The organism is Rhodococcoides navarretei (assembly GCF_038069675.1).
Lineage (GTDB): Bacteria > Actinomycetota > Actinomycetes > Mycobacteriales > Mycobacteriaceae > Rhodococcoides > Rhodococcoides navarretei.
Map to the genome: position 1 here is coordinate 4,004,015 of NZ_JBBPCN010000001.1, position 21,931 is coordinate 4,025,945.

Consider the following 21,931-nt stretch of genomic DNA (forward strand, 5'->3'; position numbering starts at 1 on the left):
GCACACGAGCGCAGACACGAACGCGAGAACCCCCGGAGAGCTTTCGCTCTGCGGGGGTTCTCGCGTCGGTGTGCGGTTTATCCGAAGCGGCCGGAGATGTAGTCCTCGGTGGCCTTCTGCGTCGGGTTGGAGAAGATCTTCTCGGTGTCGTCGATCTCGATGAGCTTGCCGGGCTTGCCGGTCGCCTCGAGGTTGAAGAAGCCGGTCTGATCGCTGACTCGTGCGGCCTGCTGCATGTTGTGCGTGACGATCACGATCGTGAAGTCCTGCTTGAGTTCCTGGATCAGGTCCTCGATCGCGAGGGTCGAGATGGGGTCGAGGGCCGAGCACGGCTCGTCCATCAGCAGGACGTCGGGCGAGACGGCGATCGCGCGAGCGATGCACAGACGCTGCTGCTGTCCGCCGGAGAGGCCGCCACCGGGCTTGTCGAGGCGATCCTTGACCTCGGTCCAGAGATTGGCACCCTTGAGCGAGCGCTCGGCGATCTCGTCGAGTTCCTTCTTGCCACGGCCGCCCTGCAGCTTCAGGCCTGCGACGACGTTGTCCCTGATCGACATCGTCGGGAACGGGTTGGGGCGCTGGAAGACCATGCCGATGGTGCGACGCACACCCACCGGGTCGACGCCACCGCCGTAGATGTCCTCGCCGTCGAGCAGCACCGAACCTTCGACGCGGGCACCGGGGGTGACCTCGTGCATGCGGTTGAGCGAACGCAGGACGGTCGACTTACCGCAGCCGGACGGTCCGATGAACGCGGTGACGCTGCGCGGCGGTACGGCCAGAGTGACGTCGGAGACGGCATGGAACTTGCCGTAGTAGATGTTGACGTCCTTGAGATCGAGACGCTTTGCCATGTTCTTCGTTCCTTAGAATTCGCTGGAGTCGGGTGGGTCAGAAGTTCTTGGGCGAGAAGAACTTCGAGACCAACTTCGCGCCGATGTTGAGTATTGCGACGATCAGGATCAGCGTCAGGGCTGCTCCCCACATGCGCTCAGCGGTGAGCACGCCGGTTCCTGCTTTCTGCAGGTCGACCATCATGAGCGGCAGAGACGTCTGCGGCCCCTCGAAGATGTTGAAGTTGATGGCGGTGGCCGATCCCACCAGGATCAGCACCGGTGCCGTCTCACCCATCACGCGGGCCAGGGCGAGCATGATGCCGGTGACGATGCCGGACAGGGCGGTGGGGATGACGATCTTGGCGATCGTCTTCCACTTCGGCACACCGAGCGCGTAGGACGCCTCGCGCAGATCCTGAGGGACGATGCGCAGCATTTCCTCGGCCGAACGCACGATCACGGGGATCATCAGCAGAACCAGAGCGAATGCGACGGCCAGACCGGATCGCTGGAATCCGAAGGTGGCGATCCACAGCGCATAGATGAACAGGGCCGCGACGATGGACGGCACACCGGTGAGGATGTCGACCATGAACGTGGTGACCTTGGCCAGTTTGGTGCCCACGCCGTATTCGACGAGGTAGATGGCGACGAAGATGCCGATCGGAATGGAGATGGCGGCGCAGAAGAGTCCTTGCAGGAGCGTTCCGACGATGGCGTGGTAAGCACCGCCACCTGCGATGAACTGGGTGATTCCGGCCTGCGAGTTCTGCCACCAGGTGGGTGAGACCACCGCGGACAGTCCGCGAGAGATGACCGTGAAGAGCACCCAGATCAGCGGGACGAGTGCCACCAGCACCGAGAGGGTGACGAGGATCGTCGCCGAGAGGTTCGACGCCTTGCGCCGAGCGCTGACGCCCTGGAACGTGGGTTCCTTGACGGGCTTGTCCATGGTTGCGGTCATGGGTCAGTCCTTCTTTCCGGCGATGGCGGCGCGGGCACCGGCGTTGACGACGAACGTCAGAATGAAGAGCACCAGACCTGCGGCGATGTAGGCACCGGCTTGGAGCGGGTTGTTGAACTCGCCCGCGGCCAGAGCGATCTTGGTCGCGAAGGTGGAACCTCCGTCGAACAGCGTTCCGCCGAAGGTCTCCTGGGTGCTGCGGATGATGATGTACAGCGCGATGGTCTCACCGAGTGCGCGACCGAGACCGAGCATGGAACCGCTGACGTAACCGGACTTGCCGAACGGAATAACCGTGGTCCGCACGACCTCCCAACGAGTGGCCCCGAGTGCGAGAGCGGCTTCGATCTGCCCCTTCGGGGTCTGCATGAACACTTCGCGAGTGACGGCGGCGATGATCGGCAGGATCATCACGGCGAGCACGATGCCACCGGTGAAGATGGTGCCGCCACCGGCGATGGAGACCGACCCGGTACCGAAGAGGGGAAACCACCCCAGGTTGGTGTTGAGCCACTCGGCGAACGGGCTGATCACCGGAGCCAGAACGTACAGGCCCCAGAGGCCGAAGACGATCGACGGGACGGCGGCGAGTAGGTCGATGACGTAACCGAGCGGGCCGGCGATTCGCTTGGGCGCGTAGTTCGTCAAGTAGATGGCGATGCCGAGTGCGACGGGCATCGCGAGGACGAGCGCGAACAGCGACACCGTGATGGTCACCAGGAACAGATCGAGAACACCGAACACCATGGCCGAGGTGTTGGACGTGTCCCAGGCACCGTTGTAGGTCAGGAAGTTGACCGTGTTGTTCGACAGTGAGGGGATCGCGCGCCAGACCAGGAAGATACCCACGGCGGCGATCAGGGCGATGATGAAGATACCCGAGCCCGTGGCGAGGCCGGAGAAGATCCTGTCACCGGGGCGGGTGACGGTCCCCGATTTTTTCTTGTCGGACAATTGTGGTTCTTCCGGTTTGTGCGCGGCACCCGCAGTCGGCACGCTAGCCGCGGAGGGGACGCCGGTCATCGAGTGGGTGTCGCTCATACCGCTCACTGTCTCGTGTGGAGGTCGAGGACGGTCTTGCTTCGGCTCGCATTTTCGCGAGCCGAAGCAAGGTTACGTCTCATTGAATCAGGCGATTGCTTCGATGGCGGTGATCAGGCGCTCCTTGAAGCGGTCCGGCAGCGGCACGTAGCCAGCTGCTTCGAGGCCTTCCTGGCCTTCGTTCGCGGCGCTGAGCAGGAACGACTTGACTGCTGCCGAGGTGTCGGCGTCGTAGCCGGCCGAGCAGACGATCTCGTAGGTCGCGAGCACCAACGGGTAGCTGTCGGCCTCGTTGCTGGCGTAGAGCGTGTCGAGGTCGAGCACGAGGTCGTTGCCCTCACCGGAGAAGGTCACGGCGTCGATGGCTGCCGCGGCGGTCTCGGTGCTCAACTCGACCGGTCCGTTGCCGAAGTCGATGTTCGCGGCGCTCAGGCCTTCCTGCTCCACGAAACCGAACTCGACGTACGTAACCGAGCCCGGAGTTCCGGACACGGCCTGGGCGACGCCCGAGGATCCGTTGGCACCTTCGCCGACGCCGCCGGCCCAATCGGAGCTGTGATCGAGGGTCCATGCCTCCGGAGCTGCATCACTGAGGAAGCGCTGGAAGTTGTCGCTGGTGCCCGAGGAGTCGGAGCGATAGACCGGGGTGATCGGGGTGGCCGGCAGGTCGACGCCTTCGTTGAGGGCGGCGATCGCGGGATCGTTCCAGGTGGTGATCTGACCGGTGAACATCCGTGCGGTCACATCGGGCGTGAGCACCAGGTTGTCGACACCGTCGAGGTTGTACGCCACTGCGACCGGGCCGAAGACCAGTGGCAGGTTCCAGGCAGGGTTGCTGTCGCAGCGAGTGGCCGCGTCGGCTGCCTGCTCGTCCTTGATCGCGGAGTCGGAGCCGGCGAAGTCGACCAGACCGGCGACGAACTGCGTACGACCGTTGCCCGAGCCGCTGGTGGTGTACTCGACGGACTTGCCGGAGCAGACGCTCGAGTAGACCGAGGTGAAGTTGGACATCGCGTTCTGCTGAGCAGAAGATCCTTCGCCCGTGAGCGGAGACTTGCCCTCGCACGAGGCGGAAGAATCTTCCGCGCCGACGGTCTCGACGTTCGCGTCGCTACCGCATGCGGTCAGCAACATGGCACTGATGGCCACTGCGCTCATGAGAGCACCGTTGCGCTTGAGGTTCACCTGTTTCCTCCGAGGAATCTTGGGCCGTGTCCACGGCTCGGACCTGATCGGCCGCGCTGTGGCTGTGTGGGTGCCGGCTCGACAAGAGAACCTCGCACCAGGCGACGTAGTTGCCGCCCATGGAGAAAGGTAGGGGCAGGTGGTAGACGTTTACCCCCGCGCGGGTGAACGGAAGATGAACACCCCAGTGGTTATGTCCGTTTCAGACGTTGCGCGCGTATGCGGCGTCCACGTGGAAGTTCTCGAAGCCCAGCTTGGTGTACGTGTGGACGGCAGCGGTGTTGTCGGCCTCGACGTAGAGCATGATCTGGCCCAGTTCGCGGTTGCGCAGGTAATGCAGGCCGGCCAGCGTGAGAACTCGACCGAGACCACGACCCTGCGACTGCGGGTCGATGCCGACCACGTAGACCTCACCGATGGCCGGTTCGACACCCTCGGCCGGGTGGACCTTCGTCCAGTGGAACCCGAGCAGGCGGTCACTGCCCTCCTCGAAGGCCAAGAAAAGGCCCGCCGGATCGAACCACGATTCGTCGCGGCGCGAGGCGATGTCGCGATCGGTCCAGCCACCCTGCTCGGGGTGCCACGAAAATGCCGCATTGTTCACCCGCAGCAGCTCGGCATCGTCTTGATGGCCTCGATAGGTCCGCAGCGTAATGCTCTCCGGCACAACGACATCCGGCAGATCAGGGTGTGCGGCTGCCCGACGCATCTGCAGCAGCTCACGAACCACCGTCAACCCGAGCCGCGCCGCGACGGCCTGCGCCGCGGGCAGGTTGCCGTGCGCCCACACCCGAGTTCCGGACGCGACATCGAGTGCGCGAGAGACCAATTCGCTCCCGACTCCGCGACCGCGAGAAGGAGGATCGACGACGGCCTCGGCCATTCCGTCGGCGATTCCGACGTAGCCGACGACACGATCGCCCTCGGTGGCGACGAGACGAACGACCTCGTCACCGTCGTCGACCGCCTTCACCGCCTGCTCGGACAAGGGTGCAGTGCCATCGACTTCGGTTGCGCGGGAAAGGATTCGATGTATCTCCTGGGATACGCGCGAAGACGGTGCGCCGTCGTCGATCGAATGGACGCCGTACGCAAAATCCGAACTCATCTACGAGAGAGTACTCTCTTGCTCGAACTCGAATTCCGCATCGTCGGAATCCCTGCCCGCAGGATCCGAGGCCGCCGGTCCACCCTTGGAGTTGCGCGCCGGTCGGACAGCCTTGTATCCCACGTTGCGCACCGTACCGATGAGGGACTCGTACTCGGTACCGAGCTTGGCGCGGAGGCGTCGAACATGGACGTCGACGGTGCGCGTGCCACCGAAGAAGTCGTAGCCCCACACTTCCTGAAGGAGCTGGGCGCGGGTGAACACCCGCCCCGCGTGCTGAGCCAGATACTTGAGCAGCTCGAATTCCTTGTACGTGAGGTCGAGTGGACGACCTCGCAGTCGCGCGGTGTAGGTGCCCTCGTCGATGACCAGTTCACCGAGCGTGATCTTGCCGGAGGTCTCGGGGCTGGCAACTCCGCCGCTACGGCCGACGAGCAACCGCAGTCGAGCGTCCAGTTCCGCCGGACCGGTGCCGGGCAGCAGGATGTCGTCCAGGCCCCAGTCGGAGTTGACCGCGACGAGGCCGCCTTCGGTGAGGACCGCGACGACGGGGATGGCCGATCCGGTACTTCCGAGCAGCCGACACAGGCCACGGGCCGCAGCCAGATCGGTACGGGCGTCGACGAGCGCGATGTCTGCCGAACCGGCTTCGAGAAGCGAGGACACCTCGGTGGGTACCGGACGTACGTGGTGCGCCAGAAGAGCGAGGGACGGCAGAACGCCCTCCGGATCGGGATCGGAGGTCAGTAGTAGGAGCTCCACTGCGTCTCCGTTCTTGCTGCTTGCCGGTCCAGCCCAGACTGGACTCGAGTGATCGTCAAGGACACAGACTAGCTTGTCCGTACAACCGGCCGAAGGGGGCAGTGCGCGATTCGTCGGTCACAATGGTCCGGTGCGCACACTTCTCATCGGACTCGCCAGCCTGCTGGCCCTCGCGCTCGTGGTGGATTTCGGCGCTGCGGCCTACTCGGAGTACCGAGTCTCTCGCGCGATCCGCGCCGGCGGTGAGCTCACCTCCGATCCTCAGGTGATCGTGCACGGCTTTCCGTTCCTCACCCAGACGGCGGACGGCCGCTACCAGAACATCGAGATCCGAGCGCAGGACGTGCCCACCGAGTACGTCGGCTCGACGACCATCGAGGCCAATCTTCGCGGCGTACACATCGAGCTGTCCGACTTGATCGACAACAACGTGCGGGCGATCCCGGTGGACGAGCTCGACGGCCGCGTCCGCATCGAGGCGACGGACCTCGGCCGGTTCCTCGGCATCGTCGACCTGCAGGTTTCCGCGCCACCGGCCGACAAGTCCGACGGCACCGGCGGCTCCGGCGGGTCGGGCATGACCACCACCGGTGGCGTCGTGCTGACCGGAACGGTTCCGATCGGTCCGCTCGAGACGACGGTGAGCGTCAAGGCCGACCTCGTGCTCGAGGGTGACAGCGTCGCCATCGTGGCGTCGGACTTGTACTTCGGTCCGGAGGGTCAGGCGGATTTCTCGATCCCCGATTTCGCCGTGCCCGCGGTCCTCGGAATGTTCACCAAGACCATCGAACGCCAGAGCCTGCCCTTCGGACTCCAGCCGACCGACGTCTACGCAGAGGGCTCGCAGATCGTCGTCGAAGGGTCGGGCGACAACGTGACGATCGACCTCAACGAAATCGAAAAGCCGTGACAGGGATCACAGTTCTTGTCGTCGTGGTGATCCTTGCCGTTGCTGTCGGTTTGATTCTGCGTCGTCGTTCCGGTGCCGTACGCACCATCGCGTCCACCGATTCAGACGACCTTCTCCCGCTGCTCGTCGATGCGGGCGTCACCTCGGGAACTTCGACGATTTTGCACTTCTCGGCGGACTGGTGTGGTCCGTGCGCTGCCGTGCGGCGTGTGGTGCATCAGGTTCTCGCCGACCGCACCGAAGCACGCGAAGTCGAACTCGACATCGACGCCCACCCAAATCTCGCCCGCGAACTGGGAGTGCTGTCGCTACCCACGACGTTCGTCCTCGACACCGAGTTGCGTCGGCGCTCCAGAATTGCGGGCGTGCCGTCTGCGGCGGACCTGCGGTCGGCGCTCGACGCGCTGTGACCGGACCTGCCGGGACCGGCGGTAGGACGCGCTGCTGGTAGAAGGTAGGATGCTCTTCGTGTTCTCCCGCCGCGAGCTGATGCTCACCAGTCGACGCACAGTTGATCTGTGCCGACTGGGCGGTTGTTGCTGTCGCTGCTGCTGATTTCCTTCTGCCGCCACGCCCATGCGTGCTGTCCGGCCCGATGATCGAAATCCATGTCCGAGCACTGCCGATGCGGCGTGCCCGGCCTCGCACAGGAGTACCACTCGATGTCGACACCCGACACCAGAACCACCACCCCCACCACGATCGATCAGGTCGACGTTCGCGGTCCGCGCTTCGCAGCGTGGATCACCACCGCCGTCCTGGTCGTCGTTCTGCTCCTGACCACGTTCTCGGTCCCCGCGGCGGCAATCCTGCTCGGGCTACAGGCGATCGTGTTCGGAATCGGAGCCGTCCGCGGACCCAAGCACAGTCCGTACGGCACGATCTTTGCGACATTCGTCGCACCGCGTCTCTCCCCCACCAGTGAACGCGAACCGGTGGCACCGTTGAAGTTCGCTCAATTGGTGGGCTTCGTGTTCGCCGCCGTGGGAGTTCTCGGCTTCGCGCTCGGCGCTCCCGTCGTCGGCACCGTGGCGGCAGGCTTCGCACTGTTCGCGGCCTTCCTCAACGCCGCATTCGCGGTCTGCCTCGGTTGCATGATCTACCCCCTCGCTGCGCGGCTGCGCACCACTGCTTGACCCTCACCGATCCACAGAGAAAGACCGAAAGGAACACCATGGCTCGCTCCGACGTCCTGGTCTCGGCCGACTGGGCCGAGCAGAACCTGAACGCACCGAAGACCGTCTTCGTCGAGGTCGACGAAGACGCAAGCGCCTACGACGGCGGACACATCGACGGTGCGGTCAAGCTCGACTGGCGCAAGGACCTGCAGGACCCGGTTCGCCGCGACTTCCTCAACCAGGAACAGTTCTCGGACCTGTTGTCGGCCAAGGGCATCAGCAACGACGACACCATCGTCCTGTACGGCGGAAACAACAACTGGTTCGCCGCCTACGCGTACTGGTACTTCAAGCTGTACGGCCACCAGGACGTCAAGCTCATCGACGGCGGACGCAAGAAGTGGGAACTCGACGGCCGTGCGCTGTCCAAGGACGTCGTCAGCCGCGAGACCACCCAGTACCGCGCCGAGGCCCCCGACCTGTCGATCCGCGCGTTCCGCGACGAGGTCATCGACGCCATCGGAAACAAGAACCTGATCGACGTCCGTTCGCCCGACGAGTTCTCGGGCAAGATCCTCGCCCCGGCGCACCTGCCGCAGGAACAGGCGCAGCAGCGTGGCCACGTGCCGTCCGCGATCAACATCCCGTGGAGCACCACCGCCAACGAGGACGGCACCTTCAAGTCCGACGAAGCGCTCGAAGAGCTGTACAAGACCAAGGGCTACGACGACAGCAAGGCCACCATCGCCTACTGCCGCATCGGTGAGCGTTCGAGCCACACCTGGTTCGTCCTCAAGGAGCTCCTGGGCAAGGAAGACGTCAAGAACTACGACGGCAGCTGGGTCGAGTACGGCTCCCTCGTCGGAGCACCCATCGAGTTGGAGGTTCACTGATATGTGTGGAGCACCCGTACAGGGCCAGACCATCCCCGCAGGCGTCGACGTCGAGAAGGAAACGGTCATCACCGGCCGCGTCCTCGCAGGCGACGGTGAGCCCGTAGCAGGCGCGTTCGTGCGTCTGCTCGACGGCAGCGGTGAGTTCACCGCAGAGGTCGTCGCGTCGGGCACCGGAGATTTCCGATTCTTCGCCGCACCCGGACAGTGGACGCTGCGTGCGCTGTCGGCATCGGGCAACGGAGACACCGTCATCGCCCCCGAGAGCGCAGGCGTGCACTCGGCGAATGTGACCGTCGGAGTCTGATTCGACCCGCTCGCATCGAACGAGAAGAGAACCCCGCACCTGCTCGCAGGTGCGGGGTTCTTTCGGTCCAGCGGAGGTTCTAGTTGGGAACGGGTGCCGAGGCTGCCGGATCGGGCACCGTCGAGTACTGGGGCGGGAACATCCCTTCCGGTACCGGGATGCCCTGGGACTCGAGGAACGCTCCGAGATCGCTGACCCTCGTCTGCGTTCCGGGCACCGGGAGCAGTCGGGCTTCGGGTGCGGTCTCGGGGGCTTCCGGGGTGACGACCTCGGGCGCGTTCTCCTTCTCCCGTTCGGTGCGGGCAAGATCGGTGACCCAGGCCACGACCTTCTCGCTCTCCCACTCGTAGCCGTCGTTCGGGTCGTTGTACCAGTACGACAGATGCTGCAGGAATCCGATGAGCAGGTACGGCCCGAGCACGACGTCGACGATGCCCTTGTTGTTGTCCACCAGCCCTTCGCCCTCGGCACGCAGCTTCGCTTCCACGGTCTCGGCTCCCGGCCCCAGTGCCCAGTTGAGATCTGCCAGGAGTTGGTCCGGGGTGAGTGCGTCCGCCGCCTGCTGATCGGCGACCGTGTAGTCCACGTCCGCCACCTTCACCAGAACCTGCAGAAGGGTCTCGTCGGATTCGAGCCAGGTCTTGTTCGTTGCGATGTCGACGATCGCGCGGGTGGCGATGGTCGTCACTGCACGCGCGAAGTCGGACACGGTCTGCACCGGGTTGAGCAGCGTCATCCGCATCTGCGAGATGATCTCCAGCGCCAGCTGCAGGAACTCGATGTCGGCCGGTGCGTCACACGCCAGATCGTAGGGCCGGCACGACCACGTGACCTTGTCGGTCAGCGTTCCGTAGTCCCGGGGCGACTGGTCCATGAACCCGCCGCGTGATTGCCCGGGCTCGTCCTCGAAGTTCGGCACACCGGCCGGACGGTAGGGCGAGCCGATCATCATCACGCCTGCGATGTCGTCGCCGGTGACCAAGGCACCGGGGTCGCGTCGGCCGATCTCGACGGCCAACCGATCGAGTACCTCTCCGCCGACGCTGTAGCCGACGAGAACGAACTTCGTCCTGTCACCGCACTTGGTCTTGTACTCGTCCAGGAGACGATTGGTCGAGGCAATACCGTCGTCGATCGTCTGCTGGTAGGTCAACACGTCGTCCAGGAAACCGACGCCGTACGTCGATGCATAGGGGACGTAGAGCCAGCCGACCGTGCCGGGGCTGCCTGCGTTGACCTCACCGGTGGGCACCGTGACGTTCCCGACCCAGTTGGACGCGATGGTCTGCGACTCCTCGTTGAGGGGATTGCGATCCGCGTCCGAGTCGGTGGCCCCGGACACGGCCAGCATCAACACGTCCGGGCAGTCCTGCGCGTAGTTGTTCGGGTCGATGTTCGGGCCCTGCGAGGACCCGAAGTCGGACGATCCGGAGTCTGCCGATCCCGAGTCCGGAGCGGCGAGCGCAACTGCGGGAGCGGCAAGCGCCAACGCCACGGTCACCGCCGCCGACCTGAGAAACACGGATGTCAGAGCCAGTTTACGACGCAGCATTGGTGCGGAGACCTCCCCAGTCTTCGTGGCGAAACACAGTGAACAACATCGGGAATTGATCCTGTACCACCCGACGCCCCTCGAAGAAGGTACCTGCTCGCCGGGAATTCTCCACCACGACGGGTGATCCAGCCCACTCGTATCCTCGAATCCGGTTATATGTCACCAAAGACACAGGCCGGATTCGGGCCGCTGTTCTCCACGACGATCGCCGCGGGTTAAACTCGCTCTCGTGGTCATCTTCTTCGAGGTATTGCTGGCGCTTGCGGCAGTAGCCATCATCGCGTTCTCGCTCTATGTCGTCTACCGACTGGTCAACGACGAGTCGTGACAGAACCGGTCGCGGGGCAACCAAGCAATGGTGACGAGGGCCTCGACACCCCCATCACCAGCGGTGACGAAGCGATAGCGGCAGCCGAACAGAAGTTCGCCGAGGCGTCGACGCGCAATGTTCCGGTCCTGCCGGACATTCCGCATCCCGACGACACCGCCAATGTCCGCCTCGGCCCCGATCTGCATCCCTCCATGCTCGCCCTGCTGCCGCTCGTCGGTGTGTGGCGCGGCGAGGGTGAGGGGCACGACCCGGAGTTCGGCACCGACTACCCGTTCGGTCAGCAGATCATCGTCACCCACGACGGCGGTAGCTACCTGAGCTGGGAATCGCGGTCGTGGCGTCTCGATTCCGACGGCAACTTCGCACATCCGGACCTCCGCGAGACCGGATTCTGGCGCATGAGTGGGGGCCACGGCGAAAAGGGCTCCGAGAACGAAGAGGTCGTCGAACTGCTGCTGACTCACAGCACCGGCGTCGTCGAGCTGTATTACGGCCACGCACTCACCCAGTCGTCCTGGGAGCTCGCCACCGACGTCGTCATTCGCAGCACATCGGGCGCTCTGGTGGGCGGGGCCCGACGGCTCTACGGCATCGTCGAGGGCGGAGATCTCGCGTACGTCGAGGAACGCGTCGTCGCCGACGGCCCACTGGCACCGCGGTTGTCCGCTCGCCTGTCACGCTACATCGGCTGACTCTCACCTACCCACTGCACGCGAACGGCCCCCGAGCCATACCTGCTTTCAGGTCCCGACCGGACAGGTCGGGGGCTCGGGGGCCGGGTAGCTGCCTGGGATTCGCCTGCCGCTCGCGCGGTCTTCCGAGTGAATCCGTCAGCGGTTGCGGCTAGCTGACAGCCACCTCACGCGTCCTAGAGTTCATCAACTTCAGACCACCTCCTCTCTCGTGTACTCCCAACGTACGCCGGAGATTCCGAGTCGGCAAAGGGTTTTTTCTCCGGGTCTGCGCCGAGATCGATCACCTGGTCCGCGTCGGTGTTCTCCGGCAATTGATGGGTGACGACCACCACGGTTCGGTCGGCACCGAACAGGCCACCGTCGGTGGTGAGCAGCTCTCGAAGTATCCGTTCGCCGGAGACTCTGTCGAGATGTTCCGTCGGCTCGTCCAGCAGCACGATCGGCGCCGTACTGAGCAGAGCGCGCGCCAACAGCAGTCTGCGTCGCTCTCCCCCGGAGACCGCCTGCGCGCCGCCGACCAGCGTGGTGTGCACTCCCAGCGGCAGAGCGTCGAGCCACGGGCCGAGGCCGACGCGTCGCAGTGCGTCCGTTGCCTGTTCTTCGTCGACGTCGCCGCGTACCACCCTCAGGTTCTCCAGAATCGAGGTGTCGAACAGATGCGCGTCCTCGGCGAACAGTGCTGCCTCCGAACCGTATTCCTCGGCCAGCGCGCGCAGCATCGTGGTCTTCCCGGATCCGCTGGGCCCGACGAGAGCGCTGCGCGCATGTGCGCGGAAATTCGTAGCAGGGGTCGAAGTTCCGTGCACATGCGGCGGAGCCGCATCGAGCATCGCCATGATTCGAGTTGCCGCGATTCGTCCACGCATCAGGGCGATCGCCGCGCCCGGCAGTGCCGCGGTCGCTTCGAAGGCGGCCAGCGGAACCAACACGATGATCGCCAAGGCCATCGGGGTCATGCCGCCTGGGGTGCCTCCGGTCGGTCCGTACAGCCCGATGCCGACGAGCAAGGACCCGATCACCGACGCCCCGATGGACAGCGGCCCGGCCGCATCGGCCAGCGCCGACGGCCGCGCCGCACGGTCGCGGGCGATCACGGAATCCTGTGCTGCCCCTGCGGCTTCGGCGAGCGTCGCGTCGAGCCGTCCGGCCACTCGCAGTTCTGCGGCATGGTCGAGTGCTCGGACGGCGGTCTCGGCGAACCGGGCGTCGGCGTCGGCTCCGGCTTCTTCGGCGATCCGTGCCGACCGCGCGGCCAGGATCGGTGCGCCCACGCCCGCGATCAGCAACGCCACCGCCAGGATCGACGCGGCAGCCGGCGCGATACCTGCGAGCAGTCCCACGGCCGCGAGCATCATCACGACGCTGACGCAGATGGGGACGATCGCCCGTACGACCACGTCGCCGAGCACGTCGACGTCCGCCCCGGTGCGAGCGAGGACGTCACCGCGCCGCAGAGCGGTTGTGCCGTGTCCGTTCGCCAGACGCTCGTAGATCCTCGTGCGCGCTGCCGTCGTACCGCGCAGTGCCGCGTCGTGGGTGGTCAACCGTTCGAGGTAGCGGAACACACCGCGCGAAATACCCAGTGCTCGAACGGCTACCACTGCCACGGTCAGGTCCATCACCGGAGGCATCTGCCACGCTCGGGTGATCAACCATGCAGACAGCGCAGCGAGAGCCAGTGCGCTGCCGAGCGTTGCCACCCCGGCCGCCGACGCCAGCGCCACCCGCCGCGGTGACAGCTCGAACAGGGCCAGAGCTCGTCGTAGGTCAGACATGATCGAACTCCCGTACCGTCGGCGAGCTGCTTCGCGCCTCGACGACACGATCCGCTGCCTGCAGCACCGACCGCCGGTGGCCGACCATCACCACGGTGACGCCTCGGTCCGCTGCATCCCGAATGGCCTGCAGCACAGCGTGTTCACTCGTCGCGTCCAAGTGCGCCGTCGGCTCGTCCAACACCATCACCGGAGCGTCGGCCACGAAGGTTCGCGTCAGGGCCAGGCGTTGCAGCTCACCGAGGGAGAGTCCAACTCCGCCCTGTCCGACGCGAGTGTTCCAGCCGTTCGGGTGATCTCGCAGTACGGCATCGAAACCCGAAGCGCGGCAGGCTGCGTCCAACGCATCGGCGTCGGGCACCCCGTGCAGGACGACATTCTCGTAGAGCGTGCCGGGAAGCAGTACCGGCCGCTGCGGAAGCCACGCGACCTGCGCCCACCACCGGTCGAGATCGAGATCGACCACGGGCACTCCGCCGACGAGAACCGCACCGCTCGTCGGGATCGTCAGCCCCAGAACGGCATGCAGTGCAGTCGATTTACCCGAGCCGTTCGGGCCGGTGAGTACCGTGATGGTGCCCGCCCGACACAGCGCACTCAGCCCTGCCGGAGCATCGCCGTCCCGACTCTCGACGGTGAGCCCGACGAGTTCGATGTCCGCGGCCGTAGCGTCGACGGTGCGCCCACCGGTCGGCTGCGTCGTTCGCCGATCCAGTACTCGGAATGCGCGGTCGGCGGCCTCGGCGCCGTCCTCCGCTGCGTGGAACTGGGTACCGACGGCACGCAGCGGGAAGTACACCTCGGGCGCGAGGATCAACGCGATGATTCCTGCTTCGAGGGTCATCTCCCCGAACACCAAGCGCAATCCGATACCGACGGCCACCAGCGCGACACACAGGGTCGCGAGCAACTCGAGCACCATCGACGACAGGAAGGCAACCTTCAACGCGCGCATCGTCGTTCGTCGATGGGCGTCGCCGAGTGCTCGGATGCGGGCGGCCGGTCCGTGTTCACGGCGCAGTGCGCGCAAGGTCGGTAGACCGGCCAGGAGATCGAGCATCTGCGCAGACAACCGGGTCATCGTGGCGAGCGTCGCCGCGGCCCGGCCCTTGGTCAACAAGCCGATCAGGATCATGAAGATGGGGATGAGCGGCAAGGTGACCGCGATGACCACCGCCGAGGTCACGTCCTGGGTGACGATGACGACCAGTACCAGTGGCGTGACGATGGCGGCCAGCACCAACGCCGGCAGGTACCCGGTCAGATACGCCCGCAGTCCCCCGATGGCTCGGGTCACGACGACGGCCAACTCTTCCCGTTCGGCGTCGAGCTCGCGAGGATCGAATCGCGTTGCTGCGGTGAGCACGTCGACTTCGAGTTCGGCCACCACCCGCGACGCCGACCGGTGCGCGTACCGGGACTGGGCTCCGGTCGCGAGCACTCGAACAGCTGTTGCTCCCGCCAGCACCGCCAGTTCCGTCGTCCAGACCGACAGCGATCTGGCTGTCGGGTCGGTGATGACACCGGCCAGTACGCGGCCGAGGGTCAACGCACTCACGACGATGCAGAGCGTGACGACGGTGGACAGCGCGACCGTGACCATCATGTAGCCACGCGCGGGCCGAGAGTACTTCCAGAGTCTGGGATCGATCGGCCCCCGCGAGCGAGCGGGAGTGGTCACGACTTCACCGTCAATCCGATCGAGTCCGGGATCCGATCACTCGAAATGCGTTGGCGGAAGACCCAGTACGTCCACGCCTGATACCCGAGGACAACCGGTGCTGCGAATGCCGCGGCCCAGGTCATCACCTTCAGCGTGTACGGACTGGACGACGCGTTCGCGATCGTGAGATCGAAGGCGGCATCGGTACTCGACGGCATGACGTTGGGGAACAGGGATGCGAACAGCAGCACGACGACGGCCACGATGGCGATGCTGGTGAAGACGAAGGCCCAGCCTTCCCGTACTTTCGCGGTCAGTGCGACGACGAGAAGCAGGGCGACCGAGGCCACGCCGACGAGTAGCCACGTCCAGGTCTTCCCGTGCGCGAGTTGGGTCCACAGAGCGAATGTCCCGCCGACGAGAACGGCCGGAACCGACAGGCGTGCTGCGATTTTCACCGAATCCTCGTGCACGTCGCCGGAGGTCTTGAGTGCGATGAACACTGCACCGTGCAGGGCGAACACCAGTGCCATGGTGGCTCCGCCGAGCAGGGCGTAGGGATTGAGCAGGTCGAAGAAGCCGGCGGTGACCTTCTTGTTCTCGTCGATCGCGACCCCGCGCACGATGTTCGCGAAGGCGACACCCCACAGCACCGCCGGAACCCAGGAGCCGATGCCGATGCCGATATCGCAGCGTCGACGCCATAGCGGGTCGTCGATCTTGCCGCGCCACTCGATGGCGCAGATCCGCAGGATCAGGGCCACCAGGATGAGCAGCAGCGGGAGATAGAAGCCGGAGAACAGTGTGGCGTACCACTCGGGGAAGGCGGCGAACAGGGCTCCGCCCGCAGTGATGAGCCACACCTCGTTGCCGTCCCAGACGGGTCCGATGGTGTTGAGCACGGTACGGCGACGCTTCTCCCCGGTCGCGGCGTCGGAGTGCCGTCCCAGAATGGGCATGAGCATGCCGACGCCGAAGTCGAAGCCTTCGAGCACGAAGTAGCCGACGAAGAAGAACGCGATGACGAAGAACCAGAATTCGGGCAGTGACATTGCTATCCCCTAGTACGCGAACGAGAGCTGTTTGGGCTCTTCGTCTTCCGAGTCCGGCGGGTCGACGTGCGGATGCGCGTCGTGGTCGAGAGGTCCTTCGATGACGTACCGGCGGAGCAGGTAGAACCACACGCCGCCCAGTGCCGCGTAGAGCAGGGTGAAGGTGACCAGCGAGGCGACGACCAGGCCGACGGGATGGTCCGAGACACCTTGGTCGACGGTGAGCCGGATTTGATCGACACCCGACAGGTTGGGTGCGACAACCCATGGCTGCCGGCCCATTTCGGTGAAGATCCAGCCGGCACTGTTGGCCAGGAACGGCGTCGGGATCGCCGCGAGGCTCAGCCACGAGAACCACTTCTGATCGGGCACTCGACCCCCTCGGGTGACCCACAGTCCCGCGATGGCGAGCAAGGCCGATCCGGCGGCCAGTCCGATCATCATTCGGAAGGCCCAGTAGGTGACGAACAGGTTCGGCTTGTAGTTGCCCGGTCCGAATTGCTGCTCGTACTGCTCCTGCAACTGGTTGACGCCCTGCACGGTGGCCCCGAAGTCGTTCTCCGCCAGGAACGAGGTGAGGCCGGGTATCGCGATGAGGTGCACCACGGATTCACAGTTGTTGTGGGTTCCGACGGTCAGCAGCGAGAAGCTGGCTCCGGTCTCTGTGTCGCACAGCGATTCCGCCGAGGCCATTTTCATCGGCTGCTGCTCGAACATCAGCTTGCCCTGAATGTCGCCGGTGATGGCCAGCGCGCCACCTGCGACGATCATGATGACGAAGGACATGCGAGCTGCGGGACGAAACATACTCCGCGAGTTGGATTCCCGAAGCGGATCCTGCGGTCCGACGCCACCCTTGTTCTTGCGGGCCTCGCGGACCATCCACCAGCCGGAGATTCCGGCGACGAAGGTCGCCGCGGTGAGGAACGCTCCTGCCACGGCGTGCGGAAATGCCGCCAGCGCGGTGTTGTTGGTGAGCAGGGCCCAGATGTCGGTCAGTTCCGCGCGGCCGGTCTCCTCGTTGTAGATCGCGCCGACGGGATGCTGCATCCAGGAATTGGCCGCAATAATGAAGTAGGCCGAGGCGTTGACGCCGATGGCGACGAGCCAAATTGTCGCCAGGTGAACGAGTTTCGGAAGGCGGCTCCAGCCGAAGATCCACAGTCCGAGGAAAGTGGATTCGAGGAAGAAGGCCACCAGACCTTCGAGGGCGAGTGGTGCGCCGAAGACGTCACCGACGAAACGGGAGTACTCGCTCCAGTTCATACCGAACTGGAATTCCTGCACGATTCCGGTGGCGACGCCGAGGGCGAAGTTGATGAGGAACAGCTTGCCGAAGAACTTGGTCAGCCGATACCAGGAGTCCTTGCCGGTGATCACCCACATGGTCTGCATGGCGGCCACCATCGGAGCCAGCCCGATCGTGAGGGGAACCAGTATGAAGTGGTAGACGGTGGTGATACCGAACTGCCACCTCGAGACATCCAACGCGTCCATCAGTACTCCGAACTCTCGTACCCGAGCTGTGACGGGCAACACCGCAGGTCAGGGCGTTGGCCCGCGACAAATTCGACAGTACTACTACGAGTAGTAGTAGGGAAGAGTCTTACGACAGGGTCGTCGGACCCTTACGCCTTCTCGGGGGTCCGAACGGCCAGATCGACCATCTCCCGCACCTCGTCGCGCGGGCCGGGACGCCCGAGGACGACACCGTTCATCGACGCGACCCGAGCCGCGAGGGTCACCGAGGACACCAGCCAAACACCATCTGCAGCAATGAGATCCGCGGGATACAGGTGGCCGTGCGAACACTCCCACCCGGCAGCCTCGGCAACCCCGAACAACCCGGCGACCGTGGTTCCGGCGAGGATGCCCTGTTCCACCGACGGTGTGACGAGAGTCTTACCGCGGGCGAGCACCACCGTCGAGCGCGGACCCTCGAGCACCCGCCCCTCACTGCTGAGATAGATCACATCGTCGGCCCCGAGCGTCGCGGCGTGCCGCAACGCGGCCATGTTCGTCGCGTAGGACAACGTCTTGGCCCCCGCGAGCTGCCACGGTGCACCCGCCGAGAAATCCACCGAGTAGCCGCGATCGAGCGTGATCACCGACACTCCGTCCGCACGCGCGCTCCGCACTCGTCCGGGAAGCGGCCCCACCGTCACGTAGGCAGTCGGGCCTCCCCCGCCCTCGCGTCCGCGGCTGAGCACCAGCCGGAGCACGCCCTCCTCCGTCGACGCCTCCGCCCACCGTTCGGTGGCCTGCTGCACGACTGCTCGCCACGCATCCAGGTCGGGAACGGGTAGATCCAATGCCTCGGCCGACGCCACCAGTCGCGCCAGATGCAACTCCACCGCGCACGCCACCCCGTCCCGCACGAGCAGCGTCTCGAACACGCCGTCACCACGCACGGCCGCCAGATCGTCGGCGAACAGCAACGGCCGATTCGCGTCGTGCACCCGGCCGTCCAACGTCACCACTACCGACTCCGACATGGCCGTCACTGTAGAGCAGCGGGGTCAGTCCGCCCGATCCGCTTGGGCCATGACGTCGCGGTACTCGTCTAGGTCGATCTCCTCGGCGACGACGACCTTGGTGCCGTCGTAGACCTCGCGGTCGATCTCGTCGTCGGCGTTGGCCACCAGCATCGCGACGAAGGTGTCTCCGTTGACGTTGAGGAAGGTGCGGAAGATTCCGGCGAACCAGTCCACGGCGATCAGCAGGCCGACGGCCTCGAACGGCAGATCCAACGACGTCGCGAGGAACATCGCGACCACGGGAAATCCGCCCGGCACCGTGATGGTGCCCATGTTCAGCAGAATCGCCAGTCCCATTCCGAGAGCGATCTGGCCGAGGCTCAGCTCGATGTTGCCTGCCTGCGCGAGGAACATCACGACGATCATGTAGTTGAGAACCGCACCGTACGACCCCATGGTCAGCCCGATCGACAGCGTGAAGTTGGCGACCTTCTGACTGACGCCGACCTTCTCCACGGTGTTCTTCAGCACCGTCGGGAACGTGACAGCGGAACTGGTGGTGGTGACGGCGATGACCGTCTGCTCGGTGAGTTTGGCCGGCAGCAACCTCGGGTCCAATCGGGTTCGTACCGTGACCACCACGACGAACAGCACGAACAGGATCAGCACGCCGAGCAGCGTCGTGCCCAGGTAGCTCAGTGCGGTGGAGACGACGGAGAATCCGACATCACCTGCGAGCGCGGCGAGCAGACAGAAGACGCCGACCGGTGCAATCACCATCACCAGGCGAATCATGGTCAGCACGATCTGCTGGAACTGATCCATGAGCGTGAGGACGCCGGTGTCACCGGTCTTGGAGATGTGACTGCGCAGCGCGATACCGAAGAGCAACGAGAAGACGATGATGGGCACCATCGTGGCCGTCGACATGGCGCTGAAGACGTTCGTCGAGACGAAGTTGAGCAGCGTGTCCTGCCAGCCCAGCGCCTCGCCTGCCGCTTCTTCGAGATCGGGATCGAGTTCCTGGGTGAACACCATGCCTGCACCCGGCTGGATGAGGCTGCTGAGCACCCAGGCCAGGACCGCGGCCACGAACGAGAACCCGATCATCCATTTGAACGTGCGAGCCGCGATCTTTCCCGTGCCGGTGCCGGACATCGACCCGGTCGCAACGATCACCGATGCCATCACCAGTGGAACGATCGACATCTGGATCAAGCGGATGAACAGGTCGCCGACGAACTTCAGGTTCGACGCCCAGTCGCCGACGATCAGACCGAACACGATTCCGCCGACCGCGGCCAGGCCGATCTGCGCTGCCGGGTGCTTCAGATATTTCACGCGCTCAACGTAGGCGGGCCGAAACGCAGGCAGATATCGGACGGGTTGCACGTATGTAAAACGTCCCGCGACCCTCCGCTGACCGGTTCGTGCCCCGTCGGCCGCCGAGGACATGCCGGGCTGCTCCTACTATGGAGTGGTGTCCGATTCCGTGACGATCACCCCGAGTCCTCTTCTCACCCTTCCCGGTGCGGTTCCTTCCCCCGACGACAGCGTCGACGCCGGAGTGGCCTGGCACTACGGCAATCCGTTCGGCGAGCAACGCCACGCCGTGAGCGGGGCCGCCGTCATCGATCGATCCCATCGCTTCGTCCTCGCCATCAGCGGCGACGAACGGCTGAGCTGGCTGAACACGATCTCGAGCCAACTCGTCTCGAACCTGGCCGACGGCAGCTCGGCCGAGAATCTGAGCCTGGACGTCAACGGCCGCATCGAGCATCACTTCGTGCAGACCGACTCGGGCGGCGTCACGTACATCGACACCGAACGCGTGGCCGGCCCCGACCTGCTCTCGTTCCTGAAGAAGATGGTGTTCTGGGCGAAGGCCGAACCCCGTGAGGCCGACGAACTCGCCGTTCTCACCGTCCTCGGATCCGACGCGGCGTCGATTCTCGACAAGGCCGGCCTGCCAGCCCCGAGCGAGACCTACGGTGCGTCGGCGATCGACGGCGGCGGTTTCGTTCGGCGGATGCCGTGGCCGGGCGAGAACTCGTACGACGTGGTGATCCCCCGCGCGAACCTGGTCGACTGGTTCCTCCGACTTCGCGACGCCGGAGCCGCTCCCGCCGGAACCTGGGCGTTCGACGCCTTGCGCGTGGAATCGCTGCGTCCACGCGTGGGCGTGGACACCGACGAGAAGACCATCCCGCACGAGGTTCGGTGGATCGGTAGCGCCGCCGAGTTCGGCGCGGTGCATCTGGAGAAGGGCTGCTATCGCGGCCAGGAGACGGTCTCGCGCGTTCACAATCTCGGTCGCCCGCCGCGTCACCTGGTGTTGCTTCATCTCGACGGTTCGGCGGACGGCAGGCCCAGCACCGGCGATGCGGTCACCGCAGGCGGCCGCACGGTGGGGCGTCTGGGTACCGTCATCGACCACTTCGAGCTCGGCCCGATCGCGTTGGCTCTGCTCAAGCGGACGATTCCGGTCGACACCGCCCTCGAGGCGGGTCCGTGCGCGGCATCCATCGATCCTGATTCCATCCCGTCCTACGACGACGTCCAGGCCGGCCGCGCTGCCGTCGACCGCCTGCGCGGCCGGTGACCGGAACCGTTCTGGCGGTCTGCGTGGTGCATGCCGACGTGCCGTTCGGACGCCGCGCGGTGGTCGACAGCGGCATCGACAAGAGACCTGTCGACGGACCGGTGGACGTCCACGAGCTCGGCATCGGCGGCGATCACTGCCGGGACACGAAGTTCCACGGCGGGCTCGATCAGGCCGTCTACGCCTACGACGAGGCGGAAGCCCGGTACTGGGCCTCCGAGCTCGGGGTGCCGGTTCCACCGGGTCGATTCGGCGAGAATCTCCGCACCGAGGGTGTACCGGTGACCGACGCGGTGATCGGGTCGCGGTGGCGCGTCGGAACGGTGACCTTGGAGGTGACGATCGCCCGCAAGCCCTGTGGGACGTTCGCGCGATGGATGGACGAGCCGAGGTGGATCCGCCGTTTCACGGATCGAGGTGATGTGGGGGCGTACCTCCGAGTCATCGAACCGGGGGTGTTCGCCGGCGGTGACGCGGTTGCAGTGCAGTCCGTCCCGGAACACGGGGTGACGGTGCGCATGCTCTTCGAGGGGAAGGATGCGGTGGCGATGGCGACTCTGCTCGACGAGCCGGGATTGGCACCGAAGGTGTACCGCGACGCGGCGGGAGCACTGAAATCCGTGAGAAGGCCATGACGCGCAGCACGTAGTTCTCGTG

At 65.2% G+C, this 21,931-nt stretch carries 21 protein-coding genes; 8 read left to right on the forward strand and 13 right to left on the reverse strand.

Annotated features, from left to right (window positions below; genetic code table 11):
- Window positions 1-77 precede the first annotated feature (77 nt).
- From pstB to AABD04_RS18825, 6 genes are all read right to left on the reverse strand, one after another.
- Entirely contained in the window at window positions 78-854 is a 777-nt protein-coding gene (pstB, locus tag AABD04_RS18800; protein ID WP_121870781.1) for a phosphate ABC transporter ATP-binding protein PstB, read from the reverse strand.
- 37 nt (window positions 855-891) lie between these two features.
- Complete coding sequence (gene pstA, locus AABD04_RS18805) at window positions 892-1,800, reverse strand: phosphate ABC transporter permease PstA (RefSeq protein ID WP_341442085.1); 909 nt, start codon at window positions 1,798-1,800, stop codon at window positions 892-894.
- Window positions 1,801-1,803: 3 nt separating this feature from the next.
- On the reverse strand, window positions 1,804-2,841 hold the full coding sequence (gene pstC, locus AABD04_RS18810) for a phosphate ABC transporter permease subunit PstC (protein WP_341442086.1): 1,038 nt from the start codon (window positions 2,839-2,841) through the stop codon (window positions 1,804-1,806).
- A gap of 87 nt (window positions 2,842-2,928) precedes the next feature.
- Entirely contained in the window at window positions 2,929-4,026 is a 1,098-nt protein-coding gene (gene pstS, locus AABD04_RS18815; protein ID WP_341442087.1) for a phosphate ABC transporter substrate-binding protein PstS, read from the reverse strand.
- A 202-nt stretch (window positions 4,027-4,228) separates the two neighbouring features.
- Window positions 4,229-5,134 carry a mycothiol synthase gene (gene mshD, locus AABD04_RS18820; protein ID WP_341442088.1) on the reverse strand — a complete coding sequence of 302 codons (906 nt, stop codon included), beginning with the start codon at window positions 5,132-5,134 and terminating at the stop codon, window positions 4,229-4,231.
- Window positions 5,135-5,896 (reverse strand): winged helix-turn-helix transcriptional regulator, encoded by a 762-nt coding sequence (locus AABD04_RS18825; protein WP_243593826.1) that lies wholly within the window; start codon window positions 5,894-5,896, stop codon window positions 5,135-5,137.
- A gap of 130 nt (window positions 5,897-6,026) precedes the next feature.
- Here AABD04_RS18825 and AABD04_RS18830 point away from each other — a divergent pair, with 130 nt between their 5' ends.
- The 5 genes from AABD04_RS18830 to AABD04_RS18850 all read left to right on the forward strand — a co-directional run bounded on the left by AABD04_RS18830 (window position 6,027) and on the right by AABD04_RS18850 (window position 9,124).
- On the forward strand, window positions 6,027-6,806 hold the full coding sequence (locus tag AABD04_RS18830; protein WP_341442089.1) for an LmeA family phospholipid-binding protein: 780 nt from the start codon (window positions 6,027-6,029) through the stop codon (window positions 6,804-6,806).
- A complete protein-coding gene (locus tag AABD04_RS18835) occupies window positions 6,803-7,216 on the forward strand; it encodes a thioredoxin family protein (protein ID WP_341442090.1) in 414 nt (137 codons plus the stop codon). The genes AABD04_RS18830 and AABD04_RS18835 overlap by 4 nt, the downstream gene beginning before the upstream one ends.
- 252 nt (window positions 7,217-7,468) lie before the next feature.
- On the forward strand, window positions 7,469-7,942 hold the full coding sequence (locus AABD04_RS18840; RefSeq protein WP_243593829.1) for a DUF4395 domain-containing protein: 474 nt from the start codon (window positions 7,469-7,471) through the stop codon (window positions 7,940-7,942).
- A gap of 38 nt (window positions 7,943-7,980) precedes the next feature.
- Window positions 7,981-8,817: a sulfurtransferase gene (locus tag AABD04_RS18845; RefSeq protein WP_243593830.1), complete on the forward strand. Its 837-nt coding sequence runs from the start codon at window positions 7,981-7,983 to the stop codon at window positions 8,815-8,817.
- Between the two features lies 1 nt (window position 8,818).
- A complete protein-coding gene (locus AABD04_RS18850) occupies window positions 8,819-9,124 on the forward strand; it encodes a DUF1416 domain-containing protein (RefSeq protein ID WP_243593831.1) in 306 nt (101 codons plus the stop codon).
- Between the two features lie 79 nt (window positions 9,125-9,203).
- On the opposite strand, the gene AABD04_RS18855 is transcribed toward AABD04_RS18850, so the two are convergent.
- A complete protein-coding gene (locus AABD04_RS18855) occupies window positions 9,204-10,676 on the reverse strand; it encodes a cutinase family protein (RefSeq protein ID WP_341442091.1) in 1,473 nt (490 codons plus the stop codon).
- Between the two features lie 384 nt (window positions 10,677-11,060).
- Here AABD04_RS18855 and AABD04_RS18860 point away from each other — a divergent pair, with 384 nt between their 5' ends.
- Entirely contained in the window at window positions 11,061-11,702 is a 642-nt protein-coding gene (locus AABD04_RS18860) for a heme-binding beta-barrel domain-containing protein (protein WP_341443099.1), read from the forward strand.
- A 176-nt stretch (window positions 11,703-11,878) separates the two neighbouring features.
- Here AABD04_RS18860 and AABD04_RS18865 read toward each other — a convergent pair whose 3' ends face one another.
- From AABD04_RS18865 to AABD04_RS18890, 6 genes are all read right to left on the reverse strand, one after another.
- Entirely contained in the window at window positions 11,879-13,480 is a 1,602-nt protein-coding gene (locus tag AABD04_RS18865) for an amino acid ABC transporter ATP-binding/permease protein (protein ID WP_341442092.1), read from the reverse strand.
- The gene (cydD, locus tag AABD04_RS18870) at window positions 13,473-15,161 is read right to left on the reverse strand and encodes a thiol reductant ABC exporter subunit CydD (RefSeq protein ID WP_341442093.1); all 1,689 of its coding nucleotides are present in this window, start codon (window positions 15,159-15,161) and stop codon (window positions 13,473-13,475) included. The genes AABD04_RS18865 and cydD overlap by 8 nt, the downstream gene beginning before the upstream one ends.
- Window positions 15,158-16,195, reverse strand: a complete 1,038-nt coding sequence (gene cydB / locus AABD04_RS18875; RefSeq protein ID WP_341442094.1) for a cytochrome d ubiquinol oxidase subunit II — start codon at window positions 16,193-16,195, stop codon at window positions 15,158-15,160. Before cydB ends, cydD begins: the two co-directional genes overlap by 4 nt.
- A gap of 9 nt (window positions 16,196-16,204) precedes the next feature.
- The gene (locus AABD04_RS18880) at window positions 16,205-17,692 is read right to left on the reverse strand and encodes a cytochrome ubiquinol oxidase subunit I (protein ID WP_243593836.1); all 1,488 of its coding nucleotides are present in this window, start codon (window positions 17,690-17,692) and stop codon (window positions 16,205-16,207) included.
- A gap of 131 nt (window positions 17,693-17,823) precedes the next feature.
- Window positions 17,824-18,690 (reverse strand): aminodeoxychorismate lyase, encoded by an 867-nt coding sequence (locus tag AABD04_RS18885; protein ID WP_341442095.1) that lies wholly within the window; start codon window positions 18,688-18,690, stop codon window positions 17,824-17,826.
- Window positions 18,691-18,714: 24 nt separating this feature from the next.
- Complete coding sequence (locus AABD04_RS18890; protein ID WP_341442096.1) at window positions 18,715-20,013, reverse strand: dicarboxylate/amino acid:cation symporter; 1,299 nt, start codon at window positions 20,011-20,013, stop codon at window positions 18,715-18,717.
- Window positions 20,014-20,125: 112 nt separating this feature from the next.
- Here AABD04_RS18890 and ygfZ point away from each other — a divergent pair, with 112 nt between their 5' ends.
- Complete coding sequence (ygfZ, locus tag AABD04_RS18895; protein WP_423228169.1) at window positions 20,126-21,274, forward strand: CAF17-like 4Fe-4S cluster assembly/insertion protein YgfZ; 1,149 nt, start codon at window positions 20,126-20,128, stop codon at window positions 21,272-21,274.
- The gene (locus AABD04_RS18900) at window positions 21,271-21,909 is read left to right on the forward strand and encodes an MOSC domain-containing protein (protein ID WP_341442097.1); all 639 of its coding nucleotides are present in this window, start codon (window positions 21,271-21,273) and stop codon (window positions 21,907-21,909) included. The genes ygfZ and AABD04_RS18900 overlap by 4 nt, the downstream gene beginning before the upstream one ends.
- The last annotated feature ends 22 nt before the right edge of the window (window positions 21,910-21,931 follow it).

What these genes read in the sequence shown, in the direction of transcription:
- pstB (WP_121870781.1), bottom strand. Translation starts at nt 854, where the DNA reads ATGGCAAAGCGTCTCGATCTCAAGGACGTCAACATCTACTACGGCAAG.
- pstA (WP_341442085.1), bottom strand. Translation starts at nt 1,800, where the DNA reads ATGACCGCAACCATGGACAAGCCCGTCAAGGAACCCACGTTCCAGGGC.
- pstC (WP_341442086.1), bottom strand. Translation starts at nt 2,841, where the DNA reads ATGAGCGACACCCACTCGATGACCGGCGTCCCCTCCGCGGCTAGCGTG.
- mshD (WP_341442088.1), bottom strand. Translation starts at nt 5,134, where the DNA reads ATGAGTTCGGATTTTGCGTACGGCGTCCATTCGATCGACGACGGCGCA.
- AABD04_RS18840 (WP_243593829.1), top strand. Translation starts at nt 7,469, where the DNA reads ATGTCGACACCCGACACCAGAACCACCACCCCCACCACGATCGATCAG.
- AABD04_RS18845 (WP_243593830.1), top strand. Translation starts at nt 7,981, where the DNA reads ATGGCTCGCTCCGACGTCCTGGTCTCGGCCGACTGGGCCGAGCAGAAC.
- AABD04_RS18850 (WP_243593831.1), top strand. Translation starts at nt 8,819, where the DNA reads ATGTGTGGAGCACCCGTACAGGGCCAGACCATCCCCGCAGGCGTCGAC.
- AABD04_RS18855 (WP_341442091.1), bottom strand. Translation starts at nt 10,676, where the DNA reads ATGCTGCGTCGTAAACTGGCTCTGACATCCGTGTTTCTCAGGTCGGCG.
- AABD04_RS18865 (WP_341442092.1), bottom strand. Translation starts at nt 13,480, where the DNA reads ATGTCTGACCTACGACGAGCTCTGGCCCTGTTCGAGCTGTCACCGCGG.
- cydB (WP_341442094.1), bottom strand. Translation starts at nt 16,195, where the DNA reads ATGTCACTGCCCGAATTCTGGTTCTTCGTCATCGCGTTCTTCTTCGTC.
- AABD04_RS18880 (WP_243593836.1), bottom strand. Translation starts at nt 17,692, where the DNA reads ATGGACGCGTTGGATGTCTCGAGGTGGCAGTTCGGTATCACCACCGTC.
- AABD04_RS18885 (WP_341442095.1), bottom strand. Translation starts at nt 18,690, where the DNA reads ATGTCGGAGTCGGTAGTGGTGACGTTGGACGGCCGGGTGCACGACGCG.
- ygfZ (WP_423228169.1), top strand. Translation starts at nt 20,126, where the DNA reads ATGCCGGGCTGCTCCTACTATGGAGTGGTGTCCGATTCCGTGACGATC.